The 18,862-nt window shown below is 66.1% G+C and carries 15 protein-coding genes (1 of these 15 running past the window's edge); 7 read left to right on the top strand and 8 right to left on the bottom strand.

What is annotated here, in order from left to right:
- Positions 1-266: 266 nt before the first annotated feature.
- Entirely contained in the window at positions 267-1,892 is a 1,626-nt protein-coding gene (locus A3OK_RS22165; RefSeq protein WP_019902943.1) for a calcium-binding protein, read from the top strand.
- Positions 1,893-2,158: 266 nt separating this feature from the next.
- A complete protein-coding gene (locus tag A3OK_RS23830; RefSeq protein ID WP_155911914.1) occupies positions 2,159-2,335 on the top strand; it encodes a hypothetical protein in 177 nt (58 codons plus the stop codon).
- Between the two features lie 243 nt (positions 2,336-2,578).
- Here the strand turns inward: A3OK_RS23830 and A3OK_RS0100325 are convergent, their stop codons facing one another.
- From A3OK_RS0100325 to dnaK, 3 genes are all read right to left on the bottom strand, one after another.
- Positions 2,579-3,214: an rRNA adenine N-6-methyltransferase family protein gene (locus A3OK_RS0100325; protein ID WP_019902941.1), complete on the bottom strand. Its 636-nt coding sequence runs from the start codon at positions 3,212-3,214 to the stop codon at positions 2,579-2,581.
- Between the two features lie 185 nt (positions 3,215-3,399).
- Positions 3,400-4,566, bottom strand: coding sequence for a molecular chaperone DnaJ (gene dnaJ / locus A3OK_RS0100320; protein ID WP_019902940.1), 1,167 nt, complete (start codon positions 4,564-4,566; stop codon positions 3,400-3,402).
- 118 nt (positions 4,567-4,684) lie between these two features.
- The gene (dnaK, locus tag A3OK_RS0100315; RefSeq protein ID WP_019902939.1) at positions 4,685-6,601 is read right to left on the bottom strand and encodes a molecular chaperone DnaK; all 1,917 of its coding nucleotides are present in this window, start codon (positions 6,599-6,601) and stop codon (positions 4,685-4,687) included.
- A 506-nt stretch (positions 6,602-7,107) separates the two neighbouring features.
- Between dnaK and A3OK_RS0100310 the strand changes: the two genes are divergently transcribed.
- The gene (locus A3OK_RS0100310) at positions 7,108-8,094 is read left to right on the top strand and encodes a hypothetical protein (RefSeq protein ID WP_019902938.1); all 987 of its coding nucleotides are present in this window, start codon (positions 7,108-7,110) and stop codon (positions 8,092-8,094) included.
- 21 nt (positions 8,095-8,115) lie between these two features.
- Here the strand turns inward: A3OK_RS0100310 and A3OK_RS0100305 are convergent, their stop codons facing one another.
- On the bottom strand, positions 8,116-8,712 hold the full coding sequence (locus tag A3OK_RS0100305; RefSeq protein WP_019902937.1) for a YqgE/AlgH family protein: 597 nt from the start codon (positions 8,710-8,712) through the stop codon (positions 8,116-8,118).
- A gap of 255 nt (positions 8,713-8,967) precedes the next feature.
- Between A3OK_RS0100305 and A3OK_RS0100300 the strand changes: the two genes are divergently transcribed.
- Positions 8,968-9,450: a peroxiredoxin gene (locus tag A3OK_RS0100300; protein ID WP_019902936.1), complete on the top strand. Its 483-nt coding sequence runs from the start codon at positions 8,968-8,970 to the stop codon at positions 9,448-9,450.
- Here the strand turns inward: A3OK_RS0100300 and A3OK_RS0100295 are convergent.
- Together A3OK_RS0100295 and ligA are read right to left on the bottom strand one after the other, a co-directional pair.
- Complete coding sequence (locus tag A3OK_RS0100295; protein ID WP_019902935.1) at positions 9,437-10,306, bottom strand: 3'-5' exonuclease; 870 nt, start codon at positions 10,304-10,306, stop codon at positions 9,437-9,439. The two genes, A3OK_RS0100300 and A3OK_RS0100295, sit on opposite strands and share 14 nt — an antisense overlap.
- Entirely contained in the window at positions 10,303-12,729 is a 2,427-nt protein-coding gene (gene ligA / locus A3OK_RS0100290; RefSeq protein WP_019902934.1) for an NAD-dependent DNA ligase LigA, read from the bottom strand. The genes A3OK_RS0100295 and ligA overlap by 4 nt, the downstream gene beginning before the upstream one ends.
- Before the next feature lie 237 nt (positions 12,730-12,966).
- On the opposite strand from ligA, the gene A3OK_RS0100285 reads away from it, so the two are divergent.
- The 3 genes from A3OK_RS0100285 (at position 12,967) to A3OK_RS0100275 (ending at position 15,421) form a co-directional block, all read left to right on the top strand.
- Positions 12,967-13,860 carry a protein-methionine-sulfoxide reductase heme-binding subunit MsrQ gene (locus tag A3OK_RS0100285; RefSeq protein ID WP_019902933.1) on the top strand — a complete coding sequence of 298 codons (894 nt, stop codon included), beginning with the start codon at positions 12,967-12,969 and terminating at the stop codon, positions 13,858-13,860.
- Between the two features lie 67 nt (positions 13,861-13,927).
- Positions 13,928-14,248: a hypothetical protein gene (locus A3OK_RS0100280; protein WP_019902932.1), complete on the top strand. Its 321-nt coding sequence runs from the start codon at positions 13,928-13,930 to the stop codon at positions 14,246-14,248.
- Positions 14,249-14,407: 159 nt separating this feature from the next.
- On the top strand, positions 14,408-15,421 hold the full coding sequence (locus A3OK_RS0100275; protein WP_019902931.1) for an adenosine kinase: 1,014 nt from the start codon (positions 14,408-14,410) through the stop codon (positions 15,419-15,421).
- Between the two features lie 11 nt (positions 15,422-15,432).
- Here the strand turns inward: A3OK_RS0100275 and A3OK_RS0100270 are convergent, their stop codons facing one another.
- Together A3OK_RS0100270 and A3OK_RS0100265 are read right to left on the bottom strand one after the other, a co-directional pair.
- Positions 15,433-18,342, bottom strand: a complete 2,910-nt coding sequence (locus A3OK_RS0100270; RefSeq protein ID WP_026596781.1) for a bifunctional [glutamine synthetase] adenylyltransferase/[glutamine synthetase]-adenylyl-L-tyrosine phosphorylase — start codon at positions 18,340-18,342, stop codon at positions 15,433-15,435.
- A protein-coding gene (locus A3OK_RS0100265; RefSeq protein WP_019902929.1) for a HAMP domain-containing sensor histidine kinase crosses the window boundary here: on the bottom strand, positions 18,339-18,862 show its 3' portion. 886 nt of this gene lie beyond the right edge of the window; only the last 524 of its 1,410 coding nucleotides appear in the window; the start codon falls outside the window, past its right edge — the gene reads right to left on this strand; its stop codon occupies positions 18,339-18,341. Before A3OK_RS0100265 ends, A3OK_RS0100270 begins: the two co-directional genes overlap by 4 nt.

Below are 18,862 nucleotides of genomic sequence, written 5' to 3'. Positions count from 1 at the left end.
CGGCCGCCCCGTCGACGCTAGGACGCGTCACCGGCGCCACAGATCCGTTTCCTTCCGCACCGCGATCCTCGCGATGCGGTGGCCGTCGACGCGCAGAAATTGCGCGCGCATGCGGCAATTCGTAATCTGCCCGATTACTTCAAGCATATAATTTTAACATATATCATATTATTGATACTTCCAAAATAAAACCTGCGCCCGATGCCGGCGATATGATTTTTCAATATTAAATATGCAGCATCAGACGATCGATAAGGACACTATAAATGGGTCATATCCCTCAGATCTCGGTACTATTCACCTACAAGGGAGACTATGACTCGAATGACGTTGTTCGGTTCAGCCGTAATGTAATCGATGATTTTTCAGACATCGGCGGCACCTATACCCTTGGACCCTACACTGCCGGCTCCTTCGTGATTACCAGTGGTTGGGGCACCGGTAGCGGCGGGACTTTCTTCGAAGATGCAGACCGTATCGTCGACATCGATGCGCAGACCTACGGCGTGTTCGCGGATTTCGCCAACAATTCAGGTCCCGTGAACCTGACCGGCGGCGTCTACGGCGACGTGCTCTTCGGCGGCAGCGGCAACGATCTGCTCAGTGGCGGCGGCGGCAACGATGTTTTCAGCGGCGGCAGCGGCGAGGATACGATCGACGGCGGCACTGGCTCAGATACCGTCAGCTACGATTCCATGGACAATGGCGTGAGCGTCGACCTGTCCGCCGCAACCGGAACGGATCGTCAGACCTCGGAAGTCGATACGCTCTCGCGCATCGAAAACATTCGCGGCACTGCCTATGCCGACATCCTGGCCGGCGATTCCGGCAACAACGTCATCGAAGGCGGGGATGGAGACGATACGCTTATCGGTGGGAACGGTATCGACACCGTAAGCTACGAACACTCGACGGGAGGAACCTTCGTCAATCTGCCCCAAAATTTCGCAAGCACGGCCAATGGGTTGGGCCACGATTCCCTCGACGGGTTCGAGAACATCCGCGGTACGGCTTACACCGACACCCTGGTCGGCGATTCCGGCAACAACGTCATCGAAGGCGGTGCCGGTGCCGACGTCATCTTTGGTTCAGGGGGCGCCGACACAGCGAGCTACATCCATTCCGCTGCTGGCGTGACGGTCGAGCTCGGCCTCGGAACGCAGATCGGCAATGGCGATGCGAGCGGCGATGAGATCCACGGTATCGCCAACCTCATGGGCAGCACCTTCGCCGACACCTTGATCGGCAATGCCGACGCCAACACGCTCACCGGCATGGGCGGCGCCGATACGCTGCGGGGTCTCGCCGGCAATGACCGTCTCGTGATCACCGAGAGCCCGACACGCGTCGACGGCGGCGACAACATCGACATGCTGTTCGTCCAGGGCGGCGGCACCATCGTGCTGACCGACAGCAATTTCATCGACATCGAGAAGACTTACGTTCGCAACGGAACGACACTCGACATGAGCGGCGTCGGAGCGGATGGAGACACAATCGGGTCGACCATCATCTCGCAAAGCACGGCTGGATCCTCCGTCTCGATCACGGGCAGCGCCGACCGAGACTACATCGTCGCCGGCAAGGGCGGGGACACACTCGACGGCGGCGCCGGCGCGGACAAGCTCTTCGGCGGAGCCGGCGCGGACACCTTCCATTTCGAGGTGGATTCCGGTCGGGACAATCTGTACCGCTTCACGGTCGGCATCGACATCATCGACCTGTCCGCCTTCGCCGACAGCTATGATGACTTCAAGGTCACGGCCATCAATAACGGTCAGAACGCGCTCATCACCTTCATCGGCGACTCGGACCCCAGTCACAAGATCATCGTCCATGACGTGCAGAAGGCCGCCCTGACGGACGCGAGTTTCCTCATCGCCCCGGTCTGACCGACCGGGATGGAGTGCCCGTCACGGTGATCGAAGCCCGGCTTCGATCACCGTGGAGGCAAGAGGAGCCCGCGAATGACATCGGACCGGACATGACGTCCGGTCCGATGTCATGAACTCTGGGATCGGCATCGTATTTTCAGATCGCCGATCCCTACTCTCCGGGGTTTCTAGAACCGGTAGTACCCACCGTGGCGATGCCCGTGGCCACGATGGTGGCCATGGCCCCAACCGCGGTGGTGGCCATGACCCCATCCGTGATGGCGATGCCCACCCCAACCGTGGTGACGGGGACGCCAGCCATGATGCCCGCCGAAGCCATAGCCGCGGTGTCCGCCCCAGCCATGGTGGCGGTGGTGATGATGGTGGTGATGGCCCCAGCCATACTGGACCGGAACGATGGCGGCCTGAGCCGGTTCGCCGACGAACGTGGATGCGGATAGCGGCGCTGCCTGCGCGATACCGGGCGCGGCACCGACCACACCAAGCGACAGCGCGGCGGCGATCAGCCAACCTCTCGATCGGCCGGCGAATTCACGAAAGCCCATGTCGGTCTCCGTCAGATGACTGCACCGAGACTGTCTCGGCGCTCTGAAACGACCCTATCGGCGCATCGCTGAATGGCAGGTGAGCCGCGCCTTCAGCTGAGGTTGGCTGAAGGACTATGGCGGTAGGAGCTCTCGCCTCTACGGCCGACGATAGACCCAAACCCGCGCCGGCGGCAGGTTGAGCCAGACCCGGCTGGAACGGCTGGCGGTGTAGCTGCCGGCATCGCAGCGCGCCGGGATCGGCGGCACCACGGCGTAGGTGAACTGAACGAACGGAGCGCTCGGATGCATGAGCGCATGCGCGGCGTTCAAGAGGTCGAGGCGCTGTTCCAGCGGCTTCGTGAAGAGCGGAAGGCTGGAGACGGTCGCCGCCGCCTTCTCGGTGAGGAGGCTGCCGATGGTCTGCTGGATATTATAGGCATCGCCGCGCAGGATGGTGGCGCGGGGAAAGCGCTTCTGAAGCAGCTTGCAGAAATCGGGATTGTACTCGACGAGGACGAGACGCTCCTGCTCGATACCGCGGCGGATCAGAGCCTCGGTCACCGGCCCCGTACCGGGCCCGAGCTCGATCACGGGACCGGGCGTACGGGGGTCGACATAGGAAGCCATCATCCGAGCGAGCATCTTGCCCGACGGTGTCACCGAACCGGTGACGAGCGGCCTCTCGAACCAGGAGCGAAGGAAGCGCGCTTCGTCTTCCAGCGGCTCCCGCCGTTCACGGACAGAACCGGTAGCGGCGAAGGCTTTGGCACTGGGACGGCGTAGAGGCAGCAAGATCCACTATCCTCAGATCACGCGTGGGAAGCTAAGGCTAGACGACAAAAGAGCGATCCCCGTCAAGGCGAAAGCCTCGCATCGTCCGTTGGAGGCGGAGCGAGCTTGCCGCGACGATGCAACGCCGCCACAGCCACAACGGCGGCGAGGCCGTTTCGATCCGCCTTGACGCACGACGCGCACCATCATGAACGGGCAGCACCGCTGAGGCCGTCGAAGAAGTCGCGCACCTTCGAGAAGAAGCCGGCGCTCTCGGGATGGTTTTCCTCCGAGGCCGTGCTGTTGAACTCTTGGAGAAGTTCGCGCTGGCGCTTCGACAGGTTCTGCGGGGTCTCGACGAAGACCTGGATATAGAGGTCGCCGACGTCGCGGGACCGGAGGACCGGCATGCCCCGGCCCTTGATCCGAAATTGCTTGGCGGTCTGCGTACCCGCCGGGATACGCACCTGGGTCTGAGATCCGTCGATGACGGGCACGGTGATCTCTCCCGACAGAGCGGCGGTCACCATGGAGATCGGAACGCGGCAGAACAGATCGGCCCCGTCCCGTTGGAAGAACGTGTGCGGCTTGATCGAGAGGAAGACGTAGAGGTCGCCCGCCGGACCGCCGCGCAAGCCGGTCTCGCCCTCGCCGGCCAGCCGGATCCGCAATCCGTCATCGACACCGGCCGGGACGTTGATCGAGAGCGTACGCTCCCGCGTGACACGGCCGGCGCCGGCACAACCACTGCACGGATTGTCGATGATCTCACCGCGCCCGTGGCATGCCGGGCACGTCCGCTCGATGGCGAAAAAGCCTTGCGCCGCCCGAACGCGGCCATAGCCGCCGCAGGTCTGGCAGGGCTTCGGCTTGGATCCTGCCTTGGCGCCCGTGCCCGAGCAGACATCGCAGGTGACGGCGGTGGCCATCGTGATGGTTTCGGTCTTGCCGCCGAACGCATCCTCCAGAGAGATCTCGAGGTTGTAGCGCAGATCCGCGCCGCGCTCGCGCGTCGCGCCGCCCCGACCGCCGCGCGCCGCGCCAGCAGCGGCGCCGGCGCCTCTGCCATCGCCGAAGAAATTGTCGAAGATGTCCGACATGAAGTCGCCGAACTCGTTGCCGAATCCGGGCCCACCCGCACCGCCCTGTTGGAAGGCGGCATGGCCGAACCGATCGTAGGCCGCGCGCTTCTGCCCGTCGGTGAGCGTCTGGTAGGCCTCGTTGATTTCCTTGAACTGGAGCTCGGCTTCGGCATTCCCCGGATTACGATCCGGGTGATAGGTCATGGCCAGCTTGCGGAAGGCGACCTTCATCTCGCCGTCGGTCGCGGTCTTTGAGACCCCAAGAATCTCGTAGTAGTCCCGCTTCGACATACCTCGTCCTCAAAAGTCCTAGGCGGATCGCACCGATCTGGTCGGGATCACGCCGTCGTCGCCGTTACCAGACATGCTACGGGGCCGGATCGCTCCGGCCCCGCATGCAGCGCGCGTCTTATGCCCGCTTCTTCTGGTCCTTGTCATCGACTTCCTGGAAGTCGGCGTCGATGACATCGTCTTTCTTGGGCTCGTGCCCATCGGTACCGTCCGCCCCGCCTTCGGGCGTCTGGCTCGCGGCATACATCGCCTCGCCGAGCTTCATCGAAGCCTGCATCAGGTCCGTGGTGCGGGACTTGATGACCTCGGCATCGTCACCTTCGAGCGCCGTGCGAAGGGCTGTCATGGCGGTCTCGATCGCGGCCTTGTCGTCGGCCGAAACCTTGTCGCCATACTCCTTCACCGACTTCTCGGTGGCATGGACCAAGCTCTCGCCCTGGTTCTTCACCTCGACGACCTCGCGGCGCTTCTTGTCCGCCTCGGCATTGGCCTCGGCGTCCTTCACCATCCGGTCGATATCGGCATCCGAGAGGCCGCCCGAGGCCTGGATGCGGATCTGGTGCTCCTTGTTCGTCGCCTTGTCCTTTGCCGTCACGTTGACGATGCCGTTGGCGTCGATGTCGAAGGTCACCTCGATCTGCGGCATGCCGCGCGGGGCCGGCGGGATGCCCATCAGGTCGAACTGGCCGAGCATCTTGTTGTCGGCCGCCATCTCGCGCTCACCCTGGAAGACCCGGATGGTGACCGCGTTCTGGTTGTCCTCGGCCGTCGAGAAGGTCTGCGACTTCTTCGTCGGGATCGTGGTGTTGCGGTCGATCAGGCGGGTGAAGACTCCGCCCAGGGTCTCGATGCCGAGCGACAGGGGGGTCACGTCGAGGAGCAGCACGTCCTTGACGTCGCCCTGAAGAACGCCGGCCTGGACCGCCGCACCGATGGCCACGACCTCGTCCGGGTTGACCCCCTTATGGGGCTCCTTGCCGAAGAACGACTTCACGACTTCCTGGATCTTCGGCATGCGGATCATGCCGCCGACGAGCACGACCTCATCGATCTCGGAGGCCGAGACGCCGGCATCCTTGAGCGCCTTGCGGCAGGGCTCGATCGTCCGCTGGACGAGATCGTCCACCAGGCTCTCGAACTTGGCGCGGCTGAGCTTCAGCGCGAGGTGCTTCGGGCCGGTGGCGTCGGCCGTGATGTAGGGCAGGTTGATCTCGGTCTGCGTCGCCGAGGACAACTCGATCTTCGCCTTCTCGGCGGCCTCCTTGAGGCGCTGGAGGGCGAGCTTGTCCTTGGTCAGATCGATGCCCTGCTCCTTCTTGAACTCGGAGGTCAGGTACTCGACGACGCGGTTGTCGAAATCCTCACCGCCGAGGAAGGTGTCGCCGTTGGTCGACTTCACCTCGAACACGCCGTCGCCGATCTCGAGGATCGACACGTCGAAGGTGCCGCCGCCGAGGTCGTAGACCGCGATGGTGCCGGCCTTCTTCTTGTCGAGGCCGTAGGCGAGCGCAGCCGCGGTCGGCTCGTTGATGATGCGCAGCACTTCGAGACCGGCGATCTTACCGGCATCCTTGGTGGCCTGGCGCTGAGCGTCGTTGAAATAGGCGGGCACGGTGATGACGGCCTGCGTCACCGGCTGGCCGAGATGCGCCTCAGCGGTCTCCTTCATCTTCTGGAGCGTGAAGGCGGAAATCTGCGAGGGCGAGTACTTCTTGCCGTCGGCCTCGACCCAGGCGTCGCCGTTGTCGCCGCGCACGATGTTGTAGGGGACGAGGCCCTTGTCCTTCTGCGTCATCGGGTCGTCGTAGGTGCGGCCCACGAGACGCTTGATGGCGAAGAACGTGTGTTCCGGGTTGGTGACCGCCTGGCGCTTGGCCGGCTGGCCGACGAGACGCTCGCCGTCGTCGAGGAAAGCGACGATGGACGGCGTGGTGCGCGCGCCTTCCGCGTTTTCGATGACCTTGGGCTGCGTGCCTTCCATGACGGCCACGCAGGAATTGGTGGTGCCCAGATCGATGCCGATTACTTTACCCATGGTGGGATCCCTCTCATGTCATTTGGTCAAGCAGACCGCCGAGCCCCGAAGCGGCCCGGCCCATGGCGGTGAAGAACGAAAGATTGTGAGAGCGGAATTCGAACCAGCCAGAGCGCGTGAAACGCGCCAATCCAGGTCTTAATCCCGCGTCCCGCCGGATATAAGAAGGGTGATGCGGAGCCGCAAGGCAAAGCGCCCCGAACCGGCGCGCCGGACCTATCTCCTTTGCCGATCAGGACGTTTGCACCTGAAACTATCGGCCTGAGGCGGCATGGACCTCAAATTTGTTGCAGGGACGCCACGTCCGCGCCATCGATCACATGCTAGGTTTCACGATGGAAGACCGGTTTCCGGGCCCGGTCCGGGACTGGAAGGGGTCGAGCCCTTCGCGTATCGGCCAAGAAATGGAACTCGGTTTCGACAAAGCTGATGCAGACAACGAGAGCCCGCCGCACCAAGGTCCGTCACGGCCGGATGATGCAGGTTCCAGAGGCATGAAAGACTTGATGCGTCCGTTCCGAGCCGTCCGCCTGCTCCCCGCCCTCCTCCTGCTGCCGCTCGTCGCCGTCCCGGTGACCGAAGCCGTCGCACAGAACTTCTTCGAGGAGTTGTTCGGCATCGGCAAGGCCGCCAAGCCGCCGGCACCGCCACGCGGCGTGCCCCCGGCCGGCGCACCTCAGCCGGGCACGCTCCTTCCGCCCGGCGCGCCGGGAGATCCGGCGGCCGAGGTTCCGAAACCCGCACCCGCCCCGCTGCGTCCCGTCGTGCTCAAGACACCGGCCGAAGACAACATCCTCGGTCAGGAACTGATGCTGAACGGGCTGACCGGCAGCCTCAAGATCGACAAGGCCGGCACCGCCGCGACGGCGCGGATCACGCTGCCGGGCACGAAGATTTCTCAGCCGAGCGAGACCTGCAAGGTTCCGCTCTCCGGCGGCAGCCCGATCTCCTTGTCGTCCGAGGGGCGCCCCGAGGGCGTGACGCGCTACGACGTCAAGGGCGGCGAATGCCCGCTTCGGTTCGAGGTGTTGGAGGGGAGCGTCCTGGTCACACCGCTGAGCGGCAGCCGCGTCTGCAGCTTCGCAGCGGCCGATTGCGCCACCAACCCGAGCGGACTGTGGGGACCTGCGGCGGCGACGCTGATCCCCCGCTCGGCTGAGTTCGACACCGGGCGAGGCGTGGCCGACAAGGCGGTGCGCGACAATTACAAGGTGATGACCCAGCGCGCCCGCGGACAGGATGTGCGTACCATCGTCACCGAACAGGCGGCCTTCTCCTCCGACCGCGAGCAGACCTGCCGCACCTACGCCCGCGAGGGCGCCCACGGCTTCTGCAACGCGCGTTTCACCGAAGCTCGCGCCCTCGCCTTGGCGACGCGGCTCGGCGCCAACACGACGACGCCGACCGCGAGCACGACGCCCCGGCCGCGCAAGCCGAAACCATCGGTTGACGGAATGAACCCGGACGGCGATGGGTCACCGCTCGCCGAATGAGGCTTTCCGAATTGGCGCTTTTCAGGCTCGCCCGGCGCTGAAGGACAGCATCGCCGGATCGATGCCGTTGCTGCGAAGGGTACGCTCGTACTTCGTGTCGAGCGCATTGTTGAAGATCACTTCCGGATCGGCCGGGCAGTTGAGCCAGCCATTGGCGAGGATCTCGTTCTCGAGCTGTCCCGCTTGCCAGCCGGCATAGCCGAGGGCGAGTACGGCACTCGCCGGCCCTGCCCCGCTCGCGATGGCGCGCAGGATCTCCACGGTGGCGGTGAGGCAGATCCCGTCGTCGATGATGAGCGTCGACTGGTCGATGTGAAAATCGTCGGTGTGGAGCACGAAGCCGCGCTTGGCATCGACCGGGCCGCCCATCAGCACGGGGATGTGCCCGACCTGCTCGCGCAGGCGGATGGCGTCTTCCTCGCTGGCGATGTCGAGCTGGACCAGGAGGTCCGGCATGTTCAGGTCGCTGGCGGGTTTGTTGAGGATGATCCCCATCGCTCCATCCGCCGAATGGGCACAGAGATAGATCACCGACTTCGCGAAACGCTCGTCCGTGAGGCCGGGCATCGCCACCAGAAACTGGCCGTCGAGATAGGCGGAAGCCGGATTTTGTCGCATCGCATCATGCTAGCCGCGCCACTTCGCTTGTCCAGCCGGGAATGCGCGAATGAGGGAATGGCGGAAGGACGCGTCGTCTTTGCCGGTGGGCACGACCTCTGCGCTCCTCGACAGGCTATGACCCTCGGGTTAGACGGTTTTCCGGTGCCGGGCGCGCCCTGTCGAACCCGGCTGCGCGAGATCCACATCAGGCGATCGCGGAGCCTCGACCGTCCCGATGGGCGAGGGCCGCGGCGATCGAGGAGACGACGACGGATGACGATCCAGGTTGGCGACCACCTTCCCCAGGTGACTTTTCGCGTGAACGGCGCCGGGGGACCCGAGGCGAAGACCACCGACGACATCTTCAAGGGACGCCGCATCGTGCTGGTGGGCGTGCCCGGCGCGTTCACGCCGAGCTGCCATCGCAATCATCTTCCGGGCTTCGTCGAGAAGCAGGAAGAGATCAAGGCGCGCGGCGTCGATGCCGTGGCCGTGACCGCGGTCAACGACGTGTTCGTCCTCGAAGCGTGGCAGAAGGCCAGCGGCGCCGAGACGATCGAGTTCCTCGCCGACGGCAATGCCGAATTCGCCAAGGCCATCGGCCTCGACATGGACGGCGCCGGCTTCGGCCTGGGCCCGCGTTCGAAGCGCTATTCCATGCTGGTGGATGACGGCGTCGTGCGCGTCCTCAATGTCGAGGAATCCCCGGCCAAGACCGAGATCTCCGGTGTCGACGCCCTGCTCAAGGTGATCTGAACGGTTCGGTCTCTCGAAGACGGGGCTTTGCCGCCTCGTCGAAGAGCCGGCTGAGGGCGACCACGTCCGCGTGGTCGCCCGCGACCAGGTCGGTGATGTCACCGACGAGAAGCGCCTTGGCGTGGCGGCAAGGGACGCCGTAGCGCCCCGCCATGCAGGTGCAGCACAGGCGCAGACCACCCGCACGGTCCTCCAGGGTCACCGCATAGAGATTGCCGCGGCTTCCCCTCACCGAGAAACGCATCGCCGTCGCCTTGGCCCAGGGCGCTTCGAAGGGTCTCGATTCCCGCTCCACGTATCCGGCCGGCACCCGCGTGACCGGCAGGTGGATCGCCCTGGCCAGGGCGGCGATGTCGTGGGTGCCATGCTGCCTTGCGGCGGCCAGCGCGATCTCGGCGCAGGCATAGGCGTCCTCACCCGCATCGTGGTGCTCGAAGCGGATACCCAGCCGGGCCGCGACCTTGCCGAGGCCGCATCCTTCGGGAGCGGGAAACACCTTCCGGGCGATCTGCAGGGTACAGAGCGAGGAGAAGGCCGGCACCGTCATTCCGTAGGCATGGAGCGAGGCCCGCAGCACGCCCATGTCGAAGCCGGCATTGTGGGCGAGGACGAGCCCGGACGAGAGATCGGGCAGGAACTCCGCAATCACCTCGGGAAATTCCGGCTGGTTCCGGACGTCCGCCGGCAGGATGCCGTGGACCCGGATATTGCCGGGCGAGAACCGCAACTCGCGCGGCCGGATCAACCGGGCTTCGCGCCGGACCACCGCCCCGTTCTCGATCCAGGCCAACCCCACCGCGCAGGCACTGTCGCGCCGCTCGTTGGCCGTCTCGAAATCGATGGCGAGGGTCGTCACGCCGTCTCCACCAGGGTGAGCCATTCCTCCTCGCTCACCACCTTCACCCGATGCTTCTCGGCATCCTTCAGCTTGGAGCCCGCGCCGGGCCCGGCGACGACGAGGTCGGTCTTGGCCGAGACCGAGCCGGAGACCTTGGCTCCGAGACGCTCAGCCGTAGCCTTGGCCTCGCTCCGGGTCATGCGCTCCAGCGAGCCCGTGAAGACCACGGTCTTGCCGGCGAAGGCCGTCGCGGTGGCGGCCGCCGCCATCGGTTCGGTCTTCACCTCCGCGAGCAGCGCACGAACCGCATCCGCGTTATGCGGCTCGGCGAAGAAGGCGATGAGCGAATCCGTCGCCACCGGGCCGATCTCGCCATCGTCGGCGAAGTGGCGGTAGGCGTCGCCGGGGCGCTGCTCGCGGGCACGGGCGATGGCCGCTTCGACCGCTGCCTCGTCGCCGTAATGGGCGATCAGGTTCGCCTTCTGCGCCGTCGTCGGGCGACGACCGGTCGCGACTTCCCCCTCGTCCACCTCGCCGGAGACGCCGGATTCGAGCAGCCTGTCCCGCGTCGTCGGGCCGACCCGGGGCACGGCCGAGAGTTCGAGCCAATCGGGCCCGGCCTGAGCCGTAGCGGCAGCATCGAGCGCCTGCATCAGGCTCGGCATGTCCGGGAAGCGCTTGGACAGGGCCTTGGCGGTGGATTCGCCGATATGGCGGATGCCGAGCGCGAACAGGAAACGGTTGAGCGGCAGGGTGCGGCGCTCCTCAATGGAGGCCAGCAGGTTCTTGATCGCCTTGTCCTCGTCGTCGCCCTTCTTCTTCGCCTTCTTCGGCGGCGGCTCGCCTTCGGCGCGGCGCTCGGCCGAGAGTGCCTCCCGACGCGCGACGATGGCCGCCTTCAGCGGCTCGAAATCGAGGCGGAACAGATCGGCGGGCTGTTGGATGAGGCGAGCCTCGAACAGCACCTCGATATAGGTCTGGCCGAAGCCTTCGAGATCGAAGGCGTTGCGCGAGACGAAATGCTTCAGGCGCTCCAGTCCCTGCGCCGGGCAGATCAGCCCGCCGGTGCAGCGACGCACTGCGTCGCGCTGCCCGGTGCGCGGGTTGACCTCGCGGACGGCGCGGCTGCCGCAGGCGGGACAGACATCCGGGAAGACATAGGGCCTCGAATCCGCCGGTCGTCTTGCGAGATCGACATCCATCACCTTCGGGATGACGTCGCCGGCGCGCTGGACGATGACCGTGTCGCCGACGCGGATATCGCGACCCTCTCGGATCGGCTCACCGTCGCCGCCGACGCCCTGGACGTAGCCTTCGTTGTGGAGGGTCGCGTTCGAGACGACGACACCGCCCACCGTCACCGGCTTCAGCCGCGCCAGTGGGTTGAGCGACCCGGTCCGGCCGACATTGATCTCGATGGCTTCGAGGATCGTGAAGGCCTTCTGCGCGGCGAATTTGTGCGCCATGGCCCAACGCGGGCTGCGCGAGACGAACCCGAGGCGGCGCTGCAGGCCGAGATCGTCGACCTTGTAGACGATGCCGTCGATATCGTAGCCGAGGCCGGACCGAGCCTCTTCGATGGCGCGATACTGCGCCAGCATCGCCTCCGCATCCCGGCACAGGACCGTGCGGTCGTTCACGGCGAAGCCCCAACCGGCGAAGGCCGCGATCATCCCGTGCTGGGTCGTCTCCGGCATTTCCGCCATTTCGCCCCAGGCATAGGCGAAGAATTTGAGCGGGCGCGAGGCGGTGATCTTGGAATCGAGCTGGCGCAGCGACCCGGCCGCCGCGTTGCGCGGGTTGGCGAACAACGCCTTGCCCGCCGCCTCCTGACGCGCGTTGATGGCGGCGAAATCCGCATGCGAGAGATAGACCTCGCCGCGCACCTCACAGATGGGAGGGACTTCTGTGCCGGATAGAATCTGCGGAATGCCCGAGACGGTGCGGGCATTGGCGGTGACGTCTTCGCCGACTTCGCCATCACCGCGCGTGGCCGCCGTGTGAAGCTTGCCGCCGACATAGCGCAGGGAGAGCGACAGCCCGTCGATCTTCGGTTCGGCGGTGAAGGCGAGCGGCTGGTCATCGGGCCAGTTGAGGAAGCGGCGGACCCGCGCCACGAAGTCGTGCACCTCCTCGTCCGCGAAGGCATTGCCGAGCGACAACATCGGGACGGCGTGACGGACCTTGGCGAACTTTTCCGATGGCTTGGCACCGACCGAAGCGCTCGCCTGACCGGTGCCGGCGAGGTCCGGAAAGCGGGTCTCGATCGTCTCCAGGCGGCGACGCAGGGCATCGTATTCCGCGTCCGAGATCTCGGGCGCATCCTCGCCATGATAGAGCCGGTCGGCCTCCGCGATCTGTTCGGAGAGCGCGGCGTGCTCGGCCCGGGCCTCTTCGGCGCTCAGGGCATCGATCGAGTCGGTCGGGGCGGCTGATGGCATGGAGACGCTTTGCGGCGGAGGGTCGGGCGTCGCGGGCTTTATCACATCCGGGCATGGCGGCGGGAGGCCCCGGCGATGCGCCGCTGCGGCACGGGGGATGCGTAACCTGCGCCACCGGGGCGACGAATGGAGCATCGTCGTCTCGCGCGATCGTGTGGGCGCATACCCTGCATCCCTCGCTCGTCTACCTATCTGTTGCCGATAGGCTTCCTCCCTAAAATTCCTTCCCGGACAATCATGCCCGCCACACCCGCACTCTCCGCTCCCTGGCGCGACCGCGCCGGCCGCGTCTCGGCCCTGAAGCTCGCGACGTTCCTGTTCGCGCTGGCGCCCGGTATCTGGCTGGCCGTGGCTTACGGTTTCGATGCGCTCGGGCCGAAGCCGATCACCGCCCTCACCCACAGCACGGGCGAATGGGCCGTGCGCTTCCTGCTGCTGTCGCTGGCGGTGACGCCGCTGCGGCGGATCGCGAATTATCCGAAGCTGATCCTGGTGCGGCGCATGCTCGGCCTCACCGTGCTCGCCTACGGCCTCATCCACCTCGGTCTCTACATCGTCGACCAGAACTTCATCCTGTCGAAGGTGGTGTCCGAGATCGTCTCGCGGTTCTACCTCACCATCGGCTTCGTCGCCCTCGTCGGCCTCGCCGTGCTCGGCGTCACCTCGACGGATGGGATGATCCGTCGCCTCGGCAAGGCGTGGCCACGCCTGCACAAGACCGTCTACGTCATCGCCGCGCTCGGCCTGTTCCACTACTTCCTTCAGGCCAAGATCGACGTGTCGGCGCCGGTCTACTGGACCGGCCTGTTCCTCGTCCTGATGGGATGGCGAGCCATGCAGCGCTACCGCCTTCCGATGAACCCCGTCACCTTGTTCGGCCTCGCCATCGCCGCGGCCCTCGTGACCGCCCTGGTGGAAGCCGCCTGGTACGGGCTGAAGAGCGGCGTGCCGGCCAGTGCCGTGCTCGGAGCCAATCTCGAATTCTACGATGGCCTGCGCCCGGCCTGGTGGGTGCTGATCACCGGCATCGCCCTGCCTCTGATCAACGCTGCGCGCCTCGCGATGGACCGGGGCGCGAAGACCAAGCCGGCGCCCCTCCGGCCGGACCGGGAGGCCGTGCCGGCGGGCTGAGAGCTTGCGGCTCCGTCCCACCTCGCGCACAAGCTCGACGCTCCGGCAGGTGCGAGGAGTGGGATCGATGCGCGGCAGGCTTCTCGGAGCGGTTCTCGGTCTCGCGGCCCTCCTGCCGTCGTCCGGATGGGCGGAATGCGCGAAGGCCGTGCCCCCCGATCCGGCGACGCGACCGACCAAGCCTCCGCCTCCCGTCAAGCCGGCTTGCCTCGATGCCAAAGGTGGCTGCCCCGGCTGGGAGGCCTACACGTTCAACGATGCGGTCAAGGCCTACAACGCCCAGATCGCCCACTACCGCCCCCTGGCGGAGGCCTACGTGAAGGCCCTGAACGCCTACGTGAAGGCGAGCGGCGACTACGCGCAATGCGAGGTCAAGGCGCTGCAGTAGGAGGGCGACCGACCTCGTCGATCGACATCGACCTCGGGAGCTTTCCTGCCCCTCACGGTTGCGGATGCCTTCGCGGACCCGTGACACCCTCGCTCGCTTGACCCTATCCGGGTGCGATGCCACAGCCTGAAACATCGCCAGCGCCAGACAGGATGCCCGATGACCGCACCCCTCGACCTTCTCGTCCTCGGCAACGCCATCGTCGATCTGATCGCGCGGACGGATGAGGGGTTCCTCACCGAACAGGGCGTCACCAAGGGTGCCATGCAGCTGATCGACGAGGAGCGGGCCGAGAGCCTGTTCTCGGTGATGGGGCCGGCGACCATCGTCTCGGGCGGCTCGGGCGCCAACACGGCGGTCGGCGCGGCACTGCTCGGTGCGAAGACCGGCTTCATCGGCAAGGTCCGCGACGACGAACTCGGCGGCCTCTTCGCCCACGATCTCAAGGCGACAGGCGTCTCCTTCACCGTCCCGGCCGCATCGGATGGTCCGGCCACCGCGCGCTGCTTCATCCTGGTGACGCCGGACGGCGAGCGCACCATGAACACCTATCTCGGTGCCTGCCAGGGCCTGTCACCGGCCGACCTCGACGAGGCCACGGTGGCGAGCGCCCGCACGGTCTATCTGGAAGGCTACCTCTGGGATCCGCCGGCGGCCAAGGACGCCTTCCGCAAGGCGGCCAAGATCGCTCACAACGCCGGCAACGCGGTCGCGCTCACCCTTTCGGACGCGTTCTGCGTCGGCCGCTACCGCGAGGAGTTTCTCGGCCTGATCCGCGACGGCAGCATCGACATCCTGTTCGCCAATATCGGCGAGCTCAAGAGTCTCTACGAGACGGAGGACGACGAGGCCGCGATCAAGGCCCTGCGCGACGAGCGCAACCTGCGCGGCATGCACCTCCTCGGCCTCGTCACTCGCTCGGCCGATGGCGCCCTGGTGGTGAAGGGCGGCGAGATCCGTTCCGTCGAAGCGGCTCCGGTGAGCGAGGTGCTGGACACGACCGGTGCCGGTGACCTGTTCGCGGCAGGTTTCCTCGCCGGCCATGCCCGCGGCCTCGACAACGTGACGAGCGCCCGCCTCGGTGCGCTGGCGGCCGCCGAGGTCATCCAGCATATCGGCGCCCGCCCGCAACACGACCTCGTGGCTTTGGCCAAGGCACGCGGGCTTCTGTGATCCTGTAGGGTTCAGCCGAGCAGGCGCTCGAACAGCGCGCGGACTTCCTCGCGCCGCTCATCGAGCTCCGCCGCCAGGGTCGCCGCATTCGGTAAACCCATGGCGATGGCGAGGCGCGTGAGCGCCACCGACGCGCCTTCTCTCGATTCCGCCTCTCCCATCAGGCGCTGCCAGTGCAAGGCATCGTCGAAGATACGGTAGGCTTCCCCGAGCCGACGCGCCTCGTCGACAGGCAGCACGGCATGATCGGCGGCCTCGCTGAAGACGGACACGGCATCGAGGCCGATGAGGCTGGGATGACGGTCGGCATGGGCCAAGGTCAGCGCCTGAGCCAGGAAATCGAGATCGAGCAGGCCGCCCGGCGCCAGCTTGAGATCGAGCGGCCCCGAGAACCCCTTCTCGCCGGCGACGACCTCGCGCATCTCGCGGACCGCGCGATACACCACGCCACTCTCGCGCTTCAGCCCGACGATGGTGCGAACCTGCTCCATCACCGCGTCACCGAGGCCCCGGTCCCCGGCGACCACACGGGCGCGGGTGAGCGCCATATGCTCCCACAGATCGGCCTCGTCCTGCTGATAGGGCAGGAAACTGCGGAGCTGCACTGCCACCGGGCCCTGCCCGCCGCCCGGCCGAAGGCGCAGGTCGACCTCGTAGAGTCCTCCGCGCCGGGTGAGCGCCGTCAATGCCGCGACCAGTCGCTGGGTGAGCCGGTTATAGGCCCTCACCGCATCGATGGGCTTCGGCCCGAGACTCATCCGGTTCTCCGCATCGAAATCGTAGAGGACGACGAGGTCGATGTCGGATTCCGCGGTCATCTGGCAGGTACCGAGCCGACCGAGCCCGAGCACCACCCAGCGCCCGCCGGGCACGGCGCCATGTTCCTCGAAGAACTGGCGCGCCACCGCTTCGAGGCTCGCCTCGATCACGGCATCGGCGATGCCGGCATAGGCCTGTCCGGCGGCCTGCGGCGACAGGATGCCGGTGAGAAGTCTCGCCCCAGTGACGAAGCGCAATTGCCGCGCCGCGTCCCGGCTGCGGTCGAGGAAGTCCTCATAGGCCGCCGGTTTTCCGACCAGCCCACGATACTGAGCGGCCAGGTCTTCCGCATCGACGGTCGGCACGACGAAGGCCGGGTCGATCACCGTGTCGAGGACGTGGGGGCTGAAGGCGACGGTTTCGGCAAGGCGCGGCGCGCTCCCCAACAGGTCTGCGAAGAGCAGGCGCAGCCGGTCGTTCGAGCGCAGGATGGTGAGGAGTTCCACTGCCGCCGGCATTCGCGCGAAGGCCCGGTCGAGGGTATCGAGCGCCACATCCGGGTTCGGCGTTCCGCCGAGGGCCTGCAGCAATGCCGGCACGAGTTCGGTGAGGACTTCGCGGGCTCGCGCCGTACGGACGGCCGGACGCCGACCGAAGTGCCACCCGCGCACCGTCTCGGCCACGCGTTCTGGATCGGCAAAACCGAGCTTGCGCAGGGTGGCGAGCGTTGCCGGATCGTCGTCCGAGCCACTGAAGACCAGATCTCCAACCGAGGAGGACAGATCCGGCTCGGCCTCGAACAGCAATGCGTAATGCGCCTGCACCCGGCGGGCATGGTGCAGGAGTTCCGTCTCGAAAGCCTTGGCGTCGGCAAACCCGGCGAAACGGGCGAAGCCCTCGATGTCTTCCGCCTCCGTCGGCAGGCGCTGAGTCTGCTCGTCGTTCACCATCTGCAGGCGATGCTCGATGGTGCGCAGGAAATCGTAAGCACGCCCGAGTTCGTCGCGTGCGGTGTCGTCGATCCAGCCCTCCTCGGTGAGGGCGCTCAGCATCGCGATGGTGCGCCGGCCGCGCAGGTCCGGTCGTCGTCCGCCGAAAACCAGCTGCTGGGTCTGGACGAAGAACTCGATCTCACGGATGCCGCCGCGCCCGAGCTTGATGTCGTGACCGGCCACGGCGATCGTGTCGTGCCCGCGTACCGCATGGATCTGTCGCTTCATCGCATGGACATCGGCGATGGACGCGAAGTCGAAATATTTGCGCCAGATGAATGGTCGCAATCCCGCGAGGAATTGCTCGCCGACGGGGATGTCTCCCGCGATGGCCCGTGCTTTGATGTAGGCGGCGCGCTCCCAGTTCTGACCGAGATTCTCGTAATAGACATAGGCCGAATTCAGAGAGATCGCCGTCGGCGTCGATCCAGGATCGGGGCGGAGACGATAATCGACCCGATGAACGTATCCGTCGGCGGTGCGCTCCTGCAGCAGCTTGGCGATGCCCTGCGCGAGCTTGGAAAAGAACGGTGTCGCGGCGACACCATCTTTCAACTGCGCGATGTCGGGATCGAAAAACACGACGAGGTCGATGTCGCTGGAATAATTGAGTTCCCCGGCTCCGAGTTTACCGAGTCCGAGGATGACGAGGCCCGAACCGACCTGAGGGTCTGCGGCATCGCGCGGTTGAAGCCGCCCGGCTTGGACTGCCTGCAGCAGGAGTGCATCGGCCGCCGCATGAACCGATGCATCCGCGAAATCGGAGAGCGCACGGGTCACCGTCGCCAGAGGCCAGGCTCCGCCAATATCGGCCAACGCCACCAGAAGTGCATGGTCCGCGCGGTTGCGACGGAGTTCCGCAGCGACGGCATCGAGGTCGCGCACCTCACCCGTCTCGGACCGGGCGGCCGATCTCTGCCGGGCGATGAGATCGGCGCTCACGGCCTCGGGTGCGCGATCGAGCATCGCCGCGAGGCGTTCGGGCTCGCGCGCCGCGCGTTGCCACAGGAAGGGAGAATGGTCGGCAAGCCCGAGGAGAAGCGCCCGCGTCGCGTCGTCGATGCGACCGAGCCGCATCGCGACATCCTTCAGCCGAACCGCCGCACGTTCGGGATCGGTCAGGACGGGCGCCCTCGTCAGGCGCTGGGTCAAGGGCGCTTCACTGGTCACACGCTGTCCCTCTCCGGCTCGGCCGGGAGGGTCATGACGACACGCAGCCCCGGTCGATTGTCTTCCAGCGCGAGTGTGCCCTGATGAAGGCGCACCACGGCGTTGACGAGGCTGAGGCCGAGCCCGAAACCGGGCCTGGACCGTGCCTCCTCGAGCCGGACGAAGCGCCCGAGCACCCGCCCGCGCGCCTCCTCGGGAATGCCCGGACCATTGTCCGACACGATGACCGCGACGCTCGATCCGCGCGGCTCGGCTTTCACGTGAACCATCCCCGCCGATCCGCCGTATTTCACCGCGTTGTCGATGAGGTTAGCAAGGGCCTGGCCCACGAGTTCGCGATTGCCGCAGAGCGGGAGGCCTTCCGGAGCCTCCATGACCAGGCCCATCCCCCGCTCGGAGGCCAGGGCCTCGTAGAGTTCGCCGACCTCCTGAGCGACGAGGCCGAGATCGAACCGGCCCATGATCTCGCTGGCACTCCCCGCCTCCAGACGCGCGATCATGAGGAGGGCATTGAAAACCC

It is taken from the genome of Methylobacterium sp. 77 (assembly GCF_000372825.1).
GTDB lineage: Bacteria > Pseudomonadota > Alphaproteobacteria > Rhizobiales > Beijerinckiaceae > Methylobacterium.
This window is presented reverse-complemented; position numbering and strand designations above follow the sequence as displayed.

Excerpts from the sequence above, each read along its gene's own strand:
- A3OK_RS22165 (WP_019902943.1), top strand. The coding sequence starts at position 267 with ATGGGTCATATCCCTCAGATCTCGGTACTATTCACCTACAAGGGAGAC.
- A3OK_RS23830 (WP_155911914.1), top strand. The coding sequence starts at position 2,159 with ATGCCCACCCCAACCGTGGTGACGGGGACGCCAGCCATGATGCCCGCC.
- dnaJ (WP_019902940.1), bottom strand. The coding sequence starts at position 4,566 with ATGTCGAAGCGGGACTACTACGAGATTCTTGGGGTCTCAAAGACCGCG.
- dnaK (WP_019902939.1), bottom strand. The coding sequence starts at position 6,601 with ATGGGTAAAGTAATCGGCATCGATCTGGGCACCACCAATTCCTGCGTG.
- A3OK_RS0100310 (WP_019902938.1), top strand. The coding sequence starts at position 7,108 with ATGCGTCCGTTCCGAGCCGTCCGCCTGCTCCCCGCCCTCCTCCTGCTG.
- A3OK_RS0100305 (WP_019902937.1), bottom strand. The coding sequence starts at position 8,712 with ATGCGACAAAATCCGGCTTCCGCCTATCTCGACGGCCAGTTTCTGGTG.
- A3OK_RS0100300 (WP_019902936.1), top strand. The coding sequence starts at position 8,968 with ATGACGATCCAGGTTGGCGACCACCTTCCCCAGGTGACTTTTCGCGTG.
- ligA (WP_019902934.1), bottom strand. The coding sequence starts at position 12,729 with ATGCCATCAGCCGCCCCGACCGACTCGATCGATGCCCTGAGCGCCGAA.
- A3OK_RS0100285 (WP_019902933.1), top strand. The coding sequence starts at position 12,967 with ATGCCCGCCACACCCGCACTCTCCGCTCCCTGGCGCGACCGCGCCGGC.
- A3OK_RS0100280 (WP_019902932.1), top strand. The coding sequence starts at position 13,928 with ATGCGCGGCAGGCTTCTCGGAGCGGTTCTCGGTCTCGCGGCCCTCCTG.
- A3OK_RS0100275 (WP_019902931.1), top strand. The coding sequence starts at position 14,408 with ATGACCGCACCCCTCGACCTTCTCGTCCTCGGCAACGCCATCGTCGAT.